Source organism: Actinomycetospora sp. NBRC 106378 (assembly GCF_030269685.1).
Lineage (GTDB): Bacteria > Actinomycetota > Actinomycetes > Mycobacteriales > Pseudonocardiaceae > Actinomycetospora.
Genome location: NZ_BSTT01000008.1, coordinates 13,605 through 28,734 on the forward strand (window position 1 = coordinate 13,605; position 15,130 = coordinate 28,734).

Annotated in this window: 15 protein-coding genes; 5 read left to right on the top strand and 10 right to left on the bottom strand. The window is 72.8% G+C overall.

Annotated elements, in window-relative coordinates:
• Positions 1–36 precede the first annotated feature (36 nt).
• Positions 37–1,110 carry a DNA glycosylase AlkZ-like family protein gene (locus tag QSK00_RS18145; RefSeq protein WP_285592602.1) on the bottom strand — a complete coding sequence of 358 codons (1,074 nt, stop codon included), beginning with the start codon at positions 1,108–1,110 and terminating at the stop codon, positions 37–39.
• Between the two features lie 59 nt (positions 1,111–1,169).
• Between QSK00_RS18145 and QSK00_RS18150 the strand changes: the two genes are divergently transcribed.
• The 3 genes from QSK00_RS18150 (at position 1,170) to QSK00_RS18160 (ending at position 4,317) form a co-directional block, all read left to right on the top strand.
• Entirely contained in the window at positions 1,170–2,195 is a 1,026-nt protein-coding gene (locus tag QSK00_RS18150; protein WP_285592604.1) for a YihY/virulence factor BrkB family protein, read from the top strand.
• Positions 2,196–2,229: 34 nt separating this feature from the next.
• Complete coding sequence (locus tag QSK00_RS18155; protein ID WP_285592606.1) at positions 2,230–3,207, top strand: helix-turn-helix transcriptional regulator; 978 nt, start codon at positions 2,230–2,232, stop codon at positions 3,205–3,207.
• 270 nt (positions 3,208–3,477) lie between these two features.
• A complete protein-coding gene (locus QSK00_RS18160; protein WP_285592608.1) occupies positions 3,478–4,317 on the top strand; it encodes a DedA family protein in 840 nt (279 codons plus the stop codon).
• Between the two features lie 7 nt (positions 4,318–4,324).
• On the opposite strand, the gene QSK00_RS18165 is transcribed toward QSK00_RS18160, so the two are convergent.
• From QSK00_RS18165 to QSK00_RS18175, 3 genes are all read right to left on the bottom strand, one after another.
• On the bottom strand, positions 4,325–4,756 hold the full coding sequence (locus QSK00_RS18165) for a limonene-1,2-epoxide hydrolase family protein (protein ID WP_285592610.1): 432 nt from the start codon (positions 4,754–4,756) through the stop codon (positions 4,325–4,327).
• Positions 4,757–4,839: 83 nt separating this feature from the next.
• The gene (locus QSK00_RS18170) at positions 4,840–7,380 is read right to left on the bottom strand and encodes an ATP-dependent Clp protease ATP-binding subunit (protein ID WP_026204656.1); all 2,541 of its coding nucleotides are present in this window, start codon (positions 7,378–7,380) and stop codon (positions 4,840–4,842) included.
• Between the two features lie 367 nt (positions 7,381–7,747).
• Positions 7,748–8,422, bottom strand: coding sequence for a DUF4386 domain-containing protein (locus tag QSK00_RS18175; protein WP_285592612.1), 675 nt, complete (start codon positions 8,420–8,422; stop codon positions 7,748–7,750).
• A gap of 81 nt (positions 8,423–8,503) precedes the next feature.
• On the opposite strand from QSK00_RS18175, the gene QSK00_RS18180 reads away from it, so the two are divergent.
• Both QSK00_RS18180 and QSK00_RS18185 read left to right on the top strand, forming a co-directional pair.
• Positions 8,504–8,965 carry a MarR family winged helix-turn-helix transcriptional regulator gene (locus QSK00_RS18180; protein ID WP_285592614.1) on the top strand — a complete coding sequence of 154 codons (462 nt, stop codon included), beginning with the start codon at positions 8,504–8,506 and terminating at the stop codon, positions 8,963–8,965.
• The gene (locus QSK00_RS18185) at positions 8,962–9,564 is read left to right on the top strand and encodes a type 1 glutamine amidotransferase (RefSeq protein WP_285592616.1); all 603 of its coding nucleotides are present in this window, start codon (positions 8,962–8,964) and stop codon (positions 9,562–9,564) included. Before QSK00_RS18180 ends, QSK00_RS18185 begins: the two co-directional genes overlap by 4 nt.
• A gap of 1 nt (position 9,565) precedes the next feature.
• Here the strand turns inward: QSK00_RS18185 and QSK00_RS18190 are convergent, their stop codons facing one another.
• The 6 genes from QSK00_RS18190 to exaC form a co-directional block, all read right to left on the bottom strand.
• Positions 9,566–11,350: a glycosyltransferase family 39 protein gene (locus QSK00_RS18190; RefSeq protein ID WP_285592617.1), complete on the bottom strand. Its 1,785-nt coding sequence runs from the start codon at positions 11,348–11,350 to the stop codon at positions 9,566–9,568.
• Between the two features lie 3 nt (positions 11,351–11,353).
• Complete coding sequence (locus QSK00_RS18195; protein WP_285592618.1) at positions 11,354–11,779, bottom strand: MarR family winged helix-turn-helix transcriptional regulator; 426 nt, start codon at positions 11,777–11,779, stop codon at positions 11,354–11,356.
• Positions 11,780–11,875: 96 nt separating this feature from the next.
• Positions 11,876–12,247: a histone-like nucleoid-structuring protein Lsr2 gene (locus QSK00_RS18200; protein ID WP_285592621.1), complete on the bottom strand. Its 372-nt coding sequence runs from the start codon at positions 12,245–12,247 to the stop codon at positions 11,876–11,878.
• Between the two features lie 165 nt (positions 12,248–12,412).
• The gene (locus tag QSK00_RS18205) at positions 12,413–13,012 is read right to left on the bottom strand and encodes a cysteine hydrolase family protein (protein WP_285592623.1); all 600 of its coding nucleotides are present in this window, start codon (positions 13,010–13,012) and stop codon (positions 12,413–12,415) included.
• 90 nt (positions 13,013–13,102) lie between these two features.
• Entirely contained in the window at positions 13,103–13,543 is a 441-nt protein-coding gene (locus tag QSK00_RS18210) for a DUF779 domain-containing protein (protein ID WP_285592625.1), read from the bottom strand.
• 34 nt (positions 13,544–13,577) lie between these two features.
• A complete protein-coding gene (gene exaC, locus QSK00_RS18215; protein ID WP_285592626.1) occupies positions 13,578–15,101 on the bottom strand; it encodes an acetaldehyde dehydrogenase ExaC in 1,524 nt (507 codons plus the stop codon).
• Positions 15,102–15,130 lie beyond the last annotated feature (29 nt).

A 15,130-nucleotide genomic window follows, 5' to 3' on the forward strand; every position in this document is an offset into this window, starting at 1 on the left:
CCGGTGTCAGCGGTGGCAGACGGCTGACACCCGACGTCAGGCCGCCACGCTCACCGCACGCAACCGCAGCCCGCGCGCGTTCGCCACCCACGCCGCCTCGTCGTCGAGCAGCGCCCGCGGGAGCTCCCCGGACGCCATGACCTCCAGCGTCAGCGCCCGCCCCGACGCCCGCGGGCGCCAGGTGCCGACGATCTCCGTCCCGACGAGCACCGCGCCCGGATGCCCCAGCGCGGGCCAGAGCGCGCGCCGGAGGCCGGCGTCGGGCACGAGCAGCGCGCGGTCACGGGCGGAGAGCAGCGGGTCGAACGGGGGCAGCAGCCGCAGGCCGGGTCCCGACGGCGGGTCGCGCAGCAGGGCCTCCTGGTCCCGCGCCACCCAGGCGTCGCGGCCCTCGAGCAGCACCGGCAGCAGGTCGGCGGCGTCGACCGCCGGACGCAGGGCCCCGACGGAGGTCCCGATCCACCCGGCGAGGTCCGCGGCCGTGACCGGCCCGTGCACGCGGACGGCCGCCCGGACGAGATCGGCCACCTCCGATGCGGTGCCCGGGCCGGACGGACGCTCCCAGTCCGGGGCCGGCGGCAGCAGGCGCAGGGTCCGGCCCGCCTCGAGGGTGACGCCGGCGGGGAGGGCCGCGAGGCGCAGCAGCTGCTCGTAGACGTGGACGACCCCGCACGACGGGCAGTCGCGCTGCAGGTCCCGGGGCAGCCGTCGGCTCACCGCCGTCGAGACCTCGCCCTTGGTCATCGGCGCCGTCACGACCTCCCCGAGCACCGCGGCCGTCCGGTCGATCGCGTCGAGGGAGCCAGGGCCCTCGTCGGCGGTGCGGTTGAGGCGGGACGCCGCGTCGGCGTCGGCGAGCGGCCGCAGCGCGCGGGACCAGCGCGCGAGCGCACCGTCGTGGTGCCGGTGCGGGGCGCCCCGGTGGGTCCAGGCCAACCCCCCGCCTGCGGGAGGTCCCTCGGGCAGCCGGGCCGCGAGGGCCACCGCGACGGACGACTGGTGGTGCTGCACGCCGAGGTCGAGCACCGCTGCGGCCACCGTCGCCGTCTGCCGTCCGAGACCCTGCGCGGCCACCCGGAACGCGAGGGCCCGTTCACGCGTGACGTCCATCGGCCCACCCTCCCGCGTCGCACCTGACACCTGCTGTCAGGCCGGGCCATGATGGCGCCGTGAGCTCCGTGCGTGCCGTCCCCGAGACCACGGACATGCACGGCGAGGACCTCTCGGCCGACGACGCCTGGCACACCACCCGCCGCGTGGGACTCGGGACGCTGCTGCGGACGTCGTTCCTCCGCTTCCGCTACGGGGACGGGTTCAGTCACGCACGCGCGTTCGCCCTGCAGCTGGCGCTCGCGACGGTGCCGCTGATCATCGCCGGCAGCGGGCTCGCCACGGCGATCGGCGCCGAGTCGGTGGCCCAGGTGGTCGCCCGCACGGTCGTCGCGGTCTCCCCCGGGACCGGCGACCAGCTGCTGGCGGACGTCGTCGCCCGTGGGGCGGAAGGACCTGCCGTCGGGAACGACGACGAGGAGGACGGACCGGGCGAGGACCTCGGCGAGCTGGCCGTCGCCTTCGGGCTCGTGACGGCGTTCGTGGCGATGACCAGTGCCTTCGCCCAGCTGGAGCGCGGCGCCAACCGGGTCTACGGCGTGGAGCGCGACCGACCGGCCCTGCGCAAGTACTCCCGCGCGGCCCTCCTGACGGCGACGGCGGGTACCGCGCTGGGGGTGGGGCTCGTCCTCATCGTGGCGGGCGGCCCCGCCGGTGAGGCCATCGAGGAGGTCTACCACTGGGGCGACACGGCGGAGACGGTCTGGGACGTCGTGCGCTGGCCGGTGGGGCTCGCGGCCCTGGTCCTGGCGGTCACGACCCTCTTCCGCTTCGCGCCGCGCCGCCACCAGCCCGGGCTGTCGTGGCTGGCCCTCGGGGCGGGGTCGACGGTCGCCGCGTGGCTGGTCGCGTCGGGCGCGATCGCGCTCTACGTGTCGGTCTCCGGGGAGTTCTCGGCGACCTACGGCCCGCTGGCGGGGATCATGGTGCTGCTGCTGTGGGCGTTCGTCACCGGCGTCGCGCTGCTCGCCGGGATCGCCGTGTCGGCCCAGCTGGAGGCGGTCCGGGCCGGCGTCACCGACCCGCTGCTCCTCGACGCCGACGACGACGGTGTGCCCGACGAGCGGGCGGTGACGGGTAGCTGACATGCGCTGTCAGCTCATGGGGTAGGACTGAGACGTGCGCGCCAGTCGGTTGCTCTCCGTGCTGCTGCTCCTGCAGACACGCGGGCGTATGACGGCGCGTGAGCTCGCCGACGAGCTCGAGGTCTCCATCCGCACGATCTACCGCGACATGGACGCGCTCGCGGAGTCCGGGGTGCCGGTCTACGCGGACCGGGGTCCCGACGGCGGGTACTCGTTGCTCGAGGGCTGGAGCACCCGGCTGACGGGGATGTCGCCGGAGGAGGCGGACTCGCTCGCGCTGGCCGGCATGCCCTCCGCCGCGGCCGAGCTCGGGCTCGGGCGGGTGCTCGCGGCCGCCCAGCTCAAGGTCCACGCGGCGCTGCCGGACGAGCTCGCGGAGCGTTCGCGGCGGATCGCCGAGCGTTTCCACCTCGACGCCCCCGGCTGGTTCCGCGAGGCCGACCACGTGCCGACCCTGACCGGGATCGCCGACGCCGTGTGGAACCAGCGCGTGGTCCGCGTCCGCTACCGGCGCTGGGGCGACGAGGAGGTCGAACGGGAGCTCGAGCCGCTGGGCGTCGTGCTCAAGGCGGGGGTCTGGTACCTGGTGGCCCAGCCCTCCGGCGGCGGGGCGGCGCGGACGTACCGGGTGGCGCGGGTGCTCGCCTTCGAGACCCTCGACACCTACTTCGAGCGGCCCGACGACTTCGACCTGTTCCGTCACTGGACCTCGTCCACCGAGTCGGTGACCGCCGTGCTCTACCAGGCCGAGGCCGCGGTCCGGCTCTCGCCGGGCGCGATGGAGCTGGCGCCGGTGGTGCTGCGACCCCACACCGCGCTGGCCCTCGCGGAGCGGTCCTGGCCGGTCGACGACGAGGGCTGGACCTGCGCGGTCATCCCCATGGAGTCGATCGCCGCCACCCGGTCGGAGCTCCTGGCGCTGGGCCCGGAGGTCGAGGTGGTGTCTCCTTCGACGCTGCGCGAGCAGATGGTCGACGCGGCGAAGGGGCTGGCGGCGCTCTACGAGGCGTGATGACTCCCATGCGCCGCCCGAGCATCCGACCCGGCTGACCCCTGCGCGGGACGCGCACACTCCGGCCATCCGACTGTTCGACACGGGTGACCCCGACGCGGGACGCACACGTTCGTGTGCGTGACGCGCAGCATTCCCCGCAGTCCTCGCTGCCTCGGATCACGGAGTGCGCGCCACGCACACCCGACGATCACGACACACGGGAATCAACCTCCCTCCGCTACCGTCGACGGGGACGGTGGACGGGCCGCCGCGGGAACGGGGGGCGACGTGCCCGAACGCGACGAGACGCCGACCGGACCCGAGCGGGCGGACGGGCGGGACGCATCGGTCCTCGCGCGCCCGACGGCGACCACCGACGCCCCCGAGGCGGACCCCGCACCCCGCCGCTCACGGTGGCGTCGGCAGTACTCCCCCGAGGAGATCGAGGCCGCGAAGGCGCAGTGGCGCGACATGCGCCCGTGGGAGAGCCCGATGGCGCGGGCCGACAAGGTGCTGATCGGCTGCCTGGTCGGCGCGTTCGTCCTCGCGATGGCCACCCTCCCGCTGCGCCCGTTCCTGCTCGCGTCGCACCCGACGGCGCTGGCCGCGGTCACCGGCAGTTCCTCGGCGATCGGGGCCGGGGCGGCGTTCGCCCGGATCGGTCAGGCGGACCTGTGGCTGGTGATCGTCGCGGGCATCGTCGGGAAGATGAAGTTCGACTGGCTCTACTGGTGGGCGGGCCGCCGGTGGGGCGCGAAGGGCGTCAAGTTCTTCGTGCCGACCGACCGGGCGCAGCGGTTCGTCGAACGGGTGCGGTCGTGGCCGATGTGGGCCCTGTTCCTGGTCGTCGTCGCCGCGTCCCTGCCCGGGGTCCCGTCGGTGCTGGCCTACCTGCTCGCCGGCCTCGCCGGCCTGTCCCTCGTCGGGTTCCTCGTGGCGAGCATCGTCGGCGCGGGCCTCATGACGGGCCTGGTCGCGGGCCTCGGCTACGCGTTGGGGCAGTCGGCGGTCGACGTGGTGCTGGTCGTCGACCGGTACGCGCTGTGGATCACGCTCGGCGTCGCCGTGGTCATCGCGGTCCAGGCCGGGCGGGCGCAGAACAAGCAGCGGGCCGCGGCGAAGGGGTGACCACCGGTCACCGACCGCGCAGGGCCGACCAGACGCCCCGGACCACGCCGGAGACGGCAGCGCGGGTGACGTCGGCCCAGTCGAAGTAGTCGCGCCACAGCACGATGCGCCCGTCGCGCACCTCGAAGGTGCCGCAGACCCAGAACGCGATCCGGACGCGCCCCGCGATCGCCACGTCGGTGCGCTCGGTCAGCACGGTGGACCCGGTGGCCGCCAGCCGGTGGGTGTGGATCTCGAAGCCCGTGAGCGGGCGTGCCATCGACCCGAGCACGCGCAGCGTCGCCTCGCGGCCGTGGGCGGCCGGCAGGGAGACGTTCTGGTAGACGACGTCGGGGTCGAGGAGCTCTCCCACCGCGTCGACGTCGAGGCGGGCAAGGGCGGCGAGGAAGGTCTCGACGACCTGCGCCTCGGCGGTCGTGGGACTCGTGGGTGCGGTCATACGGATCCTGTGCCCACCACGCCGGACACACGAACGCCCCGGCCACCACGAGGGTGACCGGGGCGTGTCGTGTGCGGAGCGGACTACTCCGAGGCCGTCGCGACCTCAGGGGTGTCCGGCACCGGGGTGGGCTTGGCCTCGCCCCGGAACGTGAACTTGGCCGACTCCGGAGCGGGCTTGGTGACGCCCTTGTCGTCGAGCTCGGGGGTCCAGCCCTCGACGTCGACGAGCACGATCTGGCCGGGCTCGATCTCCCCGAACAGGATCTTCTCCGAGAGCTGGTCCTCGATCTCCCGCTGGATGGTGCGGCGCAGCGGACGGGCACCGAGCACGGGGTCGAAACCGCGCTGCGCGAGCAGCTTCTTCGCGGCGTCGGTGAGCTCGATGGACATGTCCTTGTTCTGCAGCTGCTTCTCGGTGCGGCCGATCATCAGGTCGACCATCTGCACGATCTCGTTCTCGCGCAGCTGGTGGAACACGACGATGTCGTCGATGCGGTTGAGGAACTCGGGACGGAAGTGCTTCTTCAGCTCGTCCGTGACCTTGTTCTTCATGCGCTCGTAGTTCGACGACGTGTCGGCACCGGACTGGAAGCCCAGGCCGACGGCCTTCGAGATGTCCTGGGTACCGAGGTTCGACGTGAACACGATGACCGTGTTCTTGAAGTCGACGACGCGACCCTGACCGTCGGTCAGGCGGCCGTCCTCGAGCACCTGCAGGAGGGTGTTGTAGACCTCCGAGTGGGCCTTCTCGATCTCGTCGAAGAGGACCACCGAGAACGGCTTGCGGCGCACCTTCTCGGTGAGCTGGCCGCCCTCCTCGTAGCCGACGTACCCGGGAGGGGCACCGAAGAGCCGCGAGGCGGTGTAGCGGTCGTGGAACTCGCCCATGTCGATCTGGACGAGCGCGTCGTCGTCACCGAACAGGAACTCGGCGAGCGCCTTGGTCAGCTCGGTCTTCCCGACGCCCGAGGGCCCCGCGAAGATGAACGACCCCGACGGACGCTTCGGGTCCTTGAGGCCGGCCCGCGTGCGGCGCATCGACTGGGAGACCGACCGGACGGCCTCCTCCTGTCCGATGATCCGCTTGTGGAGCTCGTCCTCCATGCGGAGCAGACGGGTCGTCTCCTCCTCGGTGAGCTTGAAGACGGGGATGCCGGTCCAGTTGGCCAGCACCTCGGCGATCAGCTCGTCGTCCACCTCGGCGACGACGTCGAGGTCACCGGACTTCCACTGCTTCTCGCGCTCGGACTTCTGGCCGAGGAGCTGCTTCTCCTCGTCGCGCAGGCGCGCGGCCTTCTCGAAGTCCTGCGCATCGATCGCCGACTCCTTCTCACGACGCACGTCGGAGATCTTCTCGTCGAACTCGCGCAGGTCCGGCGGCGCGGTCATGCGACGGATGCGCATGCGGGCGCCGGCCTCGTCGATCAGGTCGATCGCCTTGTCCGGGAGGAACCGGTCGTTGATGTAGCGGTCGGCCAGGGTGGCCGCCGCGACCAGCGCCGGGTCGGTGATGGAGACGCGGTGGTGCGCCTCGTACCGGTCGCGCAGGCCCTTGAGGATCTCGATGGAGTGCGCCACCGAGGGCTCCCCCACCTGGATCGGCTGGAAGCGGCGCTCGAGCGCGGCGTCCTTCTCGACGTGCTTGCGGTACTCGTCGAGCGTCGTCGCGCCGATGGTCTGCAGCTCGCCGCGGGCCAGCATCGGCTTGAGGATCGAGGCGGCGTCGATCGCGCCCTCGGCGGCACCGGCACCCACGAGGGTGTGGAGCTCGTCGATGAACAGGATGATGTCGCCGCGGGTGCGGATCTCCTTGAGGACCTTCTTCAGGCGCTCCTCGAAGTCACCGCGGTAGCGCGAGCCCGCCACGAGCGACCCGAGGTCGAGCGTGTAGAGCTGCTTGTCCTTCAGCGTCTCGGGGACCTCGCCCTTGACGATGGCCTGCCCGAGGCCCTCGACGACGGCGGTCTTGCCGACGCCGGGCTCGCCGATGAGGACCGGGTTGTTCTTGGTCCTCCGGGAGAGGACCTGCATGACCCGCTCGATCTCCTTCTCCCGGCCGATGACCGGGTCCAGCTTGCCCTCGCGGGCGGACTGGGTGAGGTTGCGACCGAACTGGTCGAGCACGAGCGACGACGACGGCGTGCCCTCGCCGCGCTGGCCGCCGGACTCCGCGGGCTCCTTGCCCTGGTAGCCCGAGAGCAGCTGCAGCACCTGCTGGCGCACGCGGTTGAGGTCCGCGCCGAGCTTGACGAGGACCTGGGCGGCGACGCCCTCGCCCTCACGGATCAGCCCGAGCAGGATGTGCTCGGTGCCGATGTAGTTGTGGCCGAGCTGCAGCGCCTCGCGCAGCGACAGCTCCAGCACCTTCTTGGCGCGCGGGGTGAACGGGATGTGCCCCGAGGGGGCCTGCTGACCCTGGCCGATGATCTCCTCGACCTGCTGGCGCACGCCCTCGAGGGCGATGCCCAGCGACTCGAGGGCCTTGGCGGCAACGCCCTCGCCCTCGTGGATCAGTCCGAGCAGGATGTGCTCGGTCCCGATGTAGTTGTGGTTGAGCATCCGGGCCTCTTCTTGGGCCAGGACGACCACCCGCCTCGCGCGGTCGGTGAACCTCTCGAACATTCGTCACTCCTGACTGCTGCGCCGGCGGACACCCGCGCACTCCCCCGTCGTCACCGACGACGGGCCCGCGGACCCTGGCTGATGCTCACACCGTGACCGAGCACCGTAGGACCATCCTAGTCGCCGGGACCGACACCCACCGGTGTCGGCGGTTGCCGCACCGTGACGCCAGCCACGTCGAACCGGGATGACCGGTTCTGCTCGCACGGCCACCACTCGTGACCGTGCTCGGTCCAACGATGCCCGTTCCACCGCTGTTCCGGGAAGGCGTTCGCTACCGGAGAAACACCGGATCGTGCGACGGTCGCCGAATTCCGGCCTCCCGCGCGCAGATGCTGCACGCGGCGCACGGTTTCCCGACGTCGGGTCACGCGACGACCTCCGGCTCGGTCACCCGGCGGCGGCTCACCGGCAGGACCGCGGAGAACCACACCAGCCAGACCAGCCCGCCGAAACGCACGACCGGCAGCAGGTACTGCAACGGCCCCACCACCAGCCCGAGGACCGCGAGCACGGACACTGCGGCCAGGACGAGCCCGGCCCACGCGAGGCCGCGCGGGACGAGACCCACGAGCAGCGTCGGCACCGAGCACCCGGCCATGAGCAGCCCGAACATCACCACGAAGGCCGGTCCGCCGAGCGCGAGGGAGAGGGCGTCCAACCCGGTGACGGCAGCCTCCCCACCCGGCACGGCCGCCGCCCCGGCCGCCCACTGCGCGGCCCCGGACACGGCCAGGACGGCCGCGCCGAGGAGACCGCCGGCCAGCCCCAGGGTCGGGCCGGCGACCCGGAGCCCGAGCCGGTGCAGCCGGTGGTGGACCGCGGCGACCCACACCGCGAAGGGCGCGGCGGAGCCGAGGAGGGCGAGCGCGGAGAGCTGGAGCGCGACGGGGTGGTCGCGCAATACCGCGAGGGTCGTCGTCGGGTCGGCGCCCGGTCGGGTCCCCGGGTGCAGCACGCCGGCCGCGACGGTGAGGGCGGCCCAGGCGAGGGCGGGCGCGAGCAGGGGCGGCCCGCCGCGGCGGGCGTGGGGCGAGGACATGGCGAGCCTTCCGACGAGTCATCGTTACAAGTTGTCATCGTCTCTGCTCGTCATGGTTTGTCAAGGGCTATCGTTCGCCGGGTGGACCGCCCCTCCGGAGCCGCCTTCCTGCTCACCCAGCTCGGCACCCACGCCGCCCGACGCTTCGGCGAGCGGGTGGCCGCCGTCGACCTGACTCCCCCGCAGGCCGGGCTCCTCCGGGCGGTGGCCCGCGAGCCGGGCCGCAGCCAGCAGGTGCTCGCCGACCGGCTCGGCACGCCGGCCACCCGGCTGGTCGCCCTGGTCGACGCGCTGGAGCAGCGGGGCGCGCTCGAACGGCGCCGCAACCCCGACGACCGCCGCCTGTACGCCGTGCACCTCACCGAGGCGGGCGAGGACCTGGTCCGCGACCTCGGCCGCCTCGCCACCGAGCACGAGGACGCGCTGCTCGCGACGCTCGACGTCGACGAACGCCGCACCCTGGCCGACCTGCTCGGCCGGGTCGCGGCCGCCGAGGGCCTCACCCCGGGCGTGCACCCGGGCTACCGGGACCTGTCGTCGTGACCCGCACCCTCGTGGTCGGCCACGAGCGGACGGCGGGCCTCGGCGGGCTGGAACTCGGCGACGTCACCTGGTGCACCGCCCACCCCGGCACCGACGTGGTCTTCCCCGACCCGACACCCGACGACCTGGTCGTCGTCCTCGGCGCGCCGTGGCCGCGGTCGGCGATGGACTGGCTCGACCGGGAGCGGGCCTTCCTGACGACGGCCCACGACGCCGGGGCCCGGGTGCTCGGGATCTGCTTCGGCGCCCAGCTCGTCGCGGAGGTGCTCGGAGGGCGCGTGCGCCGGCTGGACGAACCGCGGGTCGGCTGGTTCCCGGTCGTCCCGCACGACGAGCGCATCGCCCCCGGCCCGTGGTTCTCCTGGCACGCCGACCAGCTCGACCCGCCGTCGGGAAGCACCGTCCTCGCGACCGACGACGCCGGCGTCGCCGCCTTCCGCCACGGCCGCTGGAGCGGCGTGCAGTTCCATCCCGAGATGACCCCGGCGCTGCTGGAGCGCTGGACCGTTCCCGACGACGGGCTGCGGGCCGCGACCGCGCGGCACGCTCCTGCCGCCGTCGCCGCCGCTCCGGGCCTGCTGGACGCGCTGCTCGCGTGACTCAGGGACGGGTCGCGTCGGCGGGGAGGCAGACGTGCACCTGGAAGGTCGGGTCCACCGACCGCTGCGCCCGGCAGTGCTGCGCGATCCAGACCAGGCGCGGATCGGTGCTCGGGAAGGAGAGCACGACGTGGAAACGACCCGCGGCCACGTCGTCGCGCAGCTGGTCGAGGGTGGGCGTCGGGCCGGTGCCGGTGAACCCGCCGATCGGCAGGACCTCCTCGCCGGTGGGGTAGGCGAACACCGAGGCCACCGCGGCCGACTGCACCGCCATGAGGTCCGGCGCACCCGCCCGCGAGCGCTCGATCCCGGGCAGCGTGCCCGCCGCCAGCCGCGGCGCCGCGACCAGGAGCACCCGCACGGCGCGGACCTCGCGGGCCGGTTCGTAGGGCGTGTCGAAGGCGCCGCCGCCGAGGGCGAGCAGCCAGCCGGTCGCCGCGACCGGGAGGACGAGGAGCGCCACCGACGCGGTCACGAGCGCGCCCCGGCGGGCGGTGACGAGGAGGCCGACCGCGACCAGGCCCACCACCGCGGCGGCGACCACCGGGGTCACGAGCGGGTGCTCGGAGCGCAGGACGAGGGCCGCGCCGTAGGCGATCGTCCCGACGACGGCCGCCGCGGCGGCGAGCCGGGCACCCGGTCGCTCCCGGGCCTCGACCAGGTGCGCGAACGCCGTGCCGAGGAGTCCGGCGATCGCCGGGGCCAGAGTGGCGACGTAGTAGACGTTGATCACCGCGCCGGCACTGAAGGCGACGCCGTAGACGAGCAGCCACAGTCCGAACAGCAGGTAGGCGGCGCGGAGCGGATCGGTCCGGGGCGCGCGACGGACCGCCCACAGCCCGACGACCAGCGCGACGAGCGCCGTGGGCGCCAGCCAACCGGTCGCCCGCCCGAGGTCACCGACGAACAGGCGCAGCACCGACGGGCCCTCGCCACCGGTCCCGGGCGCCGTCAGGGCGAGCCCCTGCCCCGCGAGCTCCTGGAGCGGGTTCTGCGCCCCGAGCCGCCCCAGCCCGTTGTAGACGAACACCTGCGTGAGCTCGGAGTCGTCGCTGCTGCCGTCCACCCAGGGGCGGGCCCCGCCCGGGACCAGCGAGACGACCGCGAGCCAGGCGAGGGACACGGCGGCGGTCACGACCCCGCCGACCGCGGTCGCCGTGAGCCGGCGACCCGGCGACACCGGGGCCGCCACCAGGAACGCGAGCGCCAGGGCCGGCAGCACCAGCCACGCGGCGAGCATCTTCGCCTGGAACGCGAGACCGACGGCGAGGCCCGCCAGCGCGAGCCAGGGCATCGGCCGCTCGGTGCGCAGGGCCCGGGCCACGGCCCAGGCCGCGGTCACGAGGAGCAGGATCATCAGCGGGTCGGCCACGTTGCCCCGCGCGACCGCGACCGCCGCCGGGCTCACGGCGAGGACGAACGCCGCGACGACCCCCGCCGCCGGAGCGCCCGTCAGCGCCCGGACCGCGACCGCGAGGACGACCACGGCCAGCACCATCTCGACGACCTGCGGGAGCACCATCGCCACGGGCGACGGTCCCGCCACGGCGACGACGGCGGCCTGCACCCAGTAGGCCCCGGGCAGCTTGTCCATGGTCAGGGTGGCGGCCGGGTCGAAGGCCCCGAACCAGAACGCGTGGCCGCTCCCGGCCATCGACCGCACCGACGCCTCGTAGTACGGCTCGAGCGGGTCCCGCGCGATCCCCCACGCCCCGCACACCGCGGCGAGCGCCGCCGCCCCGACGACGGCGATCCACCAGGCCCGCGTGCTCCGCTCGTCGCCCATCGCTCACTCCGGTCCGGGTCGTCGCGCCAACCCGTCGAGCAGGCGGGCGGCGATGCCGAGCAGGTCGCGCTCGGCGTCGGTCAGGTCGGCGAGGCCCGCCGCGAGCCAGGCGTCCCGGGGCGCCGCGTCCTCCCGGAGCAGCGTCCAACCCGACGCCGATATCGTCAACACATATTGACGACCGTCCTGCGGGTCGGGGGTGCGTTCGAGGATGCCGGTCTCGACGAGAGCTGCGAGGGGGCGGGTCAGCGCCTGGGGGCTCGTCCGCACTCGTCGGGCCAGTGAGCCGGTCGTCTGGGGACCGTGGTCGAGAATCTGCGCGAGCAGGGCGCGCTGGACGTCGGTCAGGCCGGCGCTCGGTCGCTGCTCGCGGAGCCGTCGGGCGAGGCGTTGCACGACTCGCCGGAGTTCGGACGCCTCCTCGGTCATACGCAGTAGCGTACGACCTGGGCGACCGTTCCACGACGAACGGGCCGCCCGTCACCCCTGGAGGTGACGAACGGCCCGTGCGCGGGAGAGCCAGGGTCAGCCGTGGGCCTTGTGGTAGGCCTCGCTGACCTCGGACGGGATGCGTCCGCGCTCCGAGACGGTGAAGTCGTTCTTGCGGGCCCACTCCCGGATGGCCTGGTTCTGCTCGCGGTCGACCGAGGCACGGCCACCGCCCTTGCGCACCGGGGCGGCCGGGGCCGCGGTCGCCCGGGCACCGTTCGACCGACGACGCCCGGACACCTTCCGGGCATGCGCCACGTAGTCGGCGAGCTCGTCGCGGAGTCGCGACGCATTCGCGTCGGACAGGTCGATCTCGTAGGTCGTCCCGTCGATGCCGAACTCGACGGTCTCGTCGGCCTCGGTCTCGTCGAGGTCGTCGACGAGAGTCACGACCACTTTCTGCGCCACGCGATGAATTCCTTCCACGACCCCCGAACGGCCGGTCACGCGTCACCGCGCGCCGTGAACCGGAATGGTTCGCGGCGAAGCGTAAATGCGAGTGACTCGCCGTGTCGAGGCGGGTCCACCGTGACGGGCGGCGCACACAGGAATGGCGCAGAAGTCGTCCGCGACTCAGTCGGGAACGGCCGACGAGTCGGGCACCACCACCGCGAACATGTCCGAGAGCGCCGCGAGGCTCGCGGCCTGCAGGGCGGACGCCTCCACGACCCCGTCCGGACCGGGCAGTGCGCGCGTGGCGGTGGCCCCGGCGACGACCGTCGGGGCGAACCCGAGGTTGAACGCGCTGCGGGCGGTCGAGTTCACGCACATGTGCGTCATGAATCCCGCGAGAACGAGATTCGAGACCCCCGCGCCACGCAGGTACTCCTCGAGGTCGGTGCCCACGAACGAGCTCGGGAAGTTCTTGACCACCCGGTGCTCGCCGGACCGCGGGGCGACCGCGTCGACGATCGCGCCGATCTCGGCGTTCGTGTCGTACGGCGTGCCGGCGCCCGCCTCGTGCTGGACGTGCACGATCGTCGAGCCGGCCGCCCGGGCCCGCTCGAGCAGGCGGGCGGCCTCCTCGATGGCGGGCTCGACGTTCTCGAGGGCCATGACGCCCCGGGTGTAGGTGTTCTGCAGGTCGATCATCACCAGGGCGGAGCCGGTGAGGGACGCCGGGTCGCCGGGCATGCCGGTGAGTTCACGCAGGGTCGTGCTGGCTTCGGTCAACGTGGTCTCCTCGTCGAGACGGTCCGGAACGGCGAAGGGCACCCCGGCCCGTCGGCCAGGGTGCCCCTCGTGCGGTGGTGCGCGGAAGCGTCAGGCCCCGTCGAGCGCCCGCCACTCGTCGTCGGTGAACAGCCGGGAGCGGATGATGAACCGGACGCCCTCGGGCGCCTCGACGCTGAACCCGCTGCCGCGACCCTTGACGACGTCGACGGTCAGGTGCGTGTGCTTCCAGTACTCGAACTGCGAGGCCGACATGTAGAACCCGATGGGCTTCTCCAGGCCCTCCACCTCGAGGTCCCCGAGGTGGACGTCCTGCCCGCCGATCTTGAAGTCCCCGTCCGGGTAGCACATCGGGGCGCTGCCGTCGCAGCACCCGCCGGACTGGTGGAACATCAGCGGGCCGTGGAGGTCCGTGAGCGTCACGAGGAGCTCGGAGGCCTGCGGGGACAGCGCGACGCGCGCGGTCGTCCCCGACCCCGGCACCTCGGGCACGGTCTCGGTGACGTCGGTGCTCGTGCTGATCTCGCTCATCTCGGCCTCCCGGGAGTCGTCGGCGTGGGCCCGATCAGAAGAAGCCCATGGCGTTCTGCGAGTAGCTCACCAGCAGGTTCTTGGTCTGCTGGTAGTGGTCGAGCATCATCTTGTGGTTCTCGCGGCCGATGCCCGACTGCTTGTACCCGCCGAACGCGGCGTGCGCCGGGTACTGGTGGTAGTTGTTCACCCAGACCCGGCCGGCCTGGATCTCGCGGCCGGCACGGTAGGCGGTCGCGCCGTCGCGCGACCACACGCCGGCGCCGAGGCCGTAGAGGGTGTCGTTGGCGATCGACATGGCCTCGTCGTAGTCCGAGAACTTGGCCACCGACAACACCGGACCGAAGATCTCCTCCTGGAAGATCCGCATCGAGTTGTTGCCCTCGAAGATGGTCGGCTGGATGTAGTAGCCACCCGCCAGGTCCCCGCCGAGGTCGTTCTTGTCGCCCCCGGTCAGGATGCGCGCGCCCTCCTGGCGACCGATGTCGATGTAGGACAGGATCTTCTCGAACTGGTCGTTCGAGGCCTGCGCGCCGATCATCGTGTCGGTGTCGAGCGGGTTGCCCTGCTTGACCTGCTCGGTGCGCTTCACGGCCTGGGCCAGGAACTCGTCGTAGTGGCCCTGCTGGATGAGCGCCCGGGACGGGCAGGTGCAGACCTCGCCCTGGTTGAGGGCGAACATGGTGAAGCCCTCGAGGCACTTGTCGTAGAACGCGTCGTTCTGCGCCGAGACGTCGTCGAAGAAGACGTTCGGGCTCTTGCCGCCCAGCTCGAGCGTGACCGGGATCAGGTTCTCCGAGGCGTACTGGGAGATGAGCCGACCCGTCGTGGTCTCACCGGTGAAGGCGATCTTGCGGATGCGCGGGGAGGAGGCGAGGGGCTTGCCCGCCTCGACGCCGAAGCCGTTGACGATGTTCAGCACGCCGGCCGGGATGAGGTCGCCGATGACGTCCATGAGGACGTGGATCGACGCCGGGGTCTGCTCGGCGGGCTTGAGGACGACCGCGTTGCCGGCGGCGAGCGCGGGGGCCAGCTTCCAGATCGCCATGAGGATCGGGAAGTTCCACGGGATGATCTGGCCGACCACGCCGAGCGGCTCGTGGAAGTGGTAGGCGACCGTGTCCTCGTCGATCTGGGAGAGCGAGCCCTCCTGGGCGCGGATCGCGCCGGCGAAGTAGCGCAGGTGGTCGATCGCGAGCGGGATGTCGGCGGCGAGGGTCTCCCGGCAGGCCTTGCCGTTCTCCCAGCTCTCCGCGATGGCGATCTTCTCGAGGTTCGCCTCGATGCGGTCGGCCATCTTGTTGAGGATGTTCGCGCGCTCGCCGACGGAGGTCTTCCCCCAGGCGGGGGCGGCGGCGTGCGCGGCGTCGAGGGCCTTCTCGACGTCCTCGGCGGTGCCGCGGGCGACCTCGCAGAAGTTCTGACCGGTGACCGGGGTCGGGTTCTCGAAGTACTGGCCCTTCACCGGTGCGACGTACTCGCCGCCGATCCAGTGGTCGTACCGGGGCTTGAAGCTGACGACCGAGCCCTCGGTCCCCGGGGCTGCATAGACGGCCATCGTTGGTCCTCCCAAAGTGGTCAGCCGTG

Excerpts from the sequence above, each read along its gene's own strand:
- exaC (WP_285592626.1), bottom strand. The coding sequence starts at position 15,101 with ATGGCCGTCTATGCAGCCCCGGGGACCGAGGGCTCGGTCGTCAGCTTC.
- QSK00_RS18145 (WP_285592602.1), bottom strand. The coding sequence starts at position 1,110 with ATGGACGTCACGCGTGAACGGGCCCTCGCGTTCCGGGTGGCCGCGCAG.
- QSK00_RS18190 (WP_285592617.1), bottom strand. The coding sequence starts at position 11,350 with ATGGGCGACGAGCGGAGCACGCGGGCCTGGTGGATCGCCGTCGTCGGG.
- QSK00_RS18175 (WP_285592612.1), bottom strand. The coding sequence starts at position 8,422 with ATGTCCTCGCCCCACGCCCGCCGCGGCGGGCCGCCCCTGCTCGCGCCC.
- QSK00_RS18195 (WP_285592618.1), bottom strand. The coding sequence starts at position 11,779 with ATGACCGAGGAGGCGTCCGAACTCCGGCGAGTCGTGCAACGCCTCGCC.
- QSK00_RS18165 (WP_285592610.1), bottom strand. The coding sequence starts at position 4,756 with ATGACCGCACCCACGAGTCCCACGACCGCCGAGGCGCAGGTCGTCGAG.
- QSK00_RS18210 (WP_285592625.1), bottom strand. The coding sequence starts at position 13,543 with ATGAGCGAGATCAGCACGAGCACCGACGTCACCGAGACCGTGCCCGAG.
- QSK00_RS18170 (WP_026204656.1), bottom strand. The coding sequence starts at position 7,380 with ATGTTCGAGAGGTTCACCGACCGCGCGAGGCGGGTGGTCGTCCTGGCC.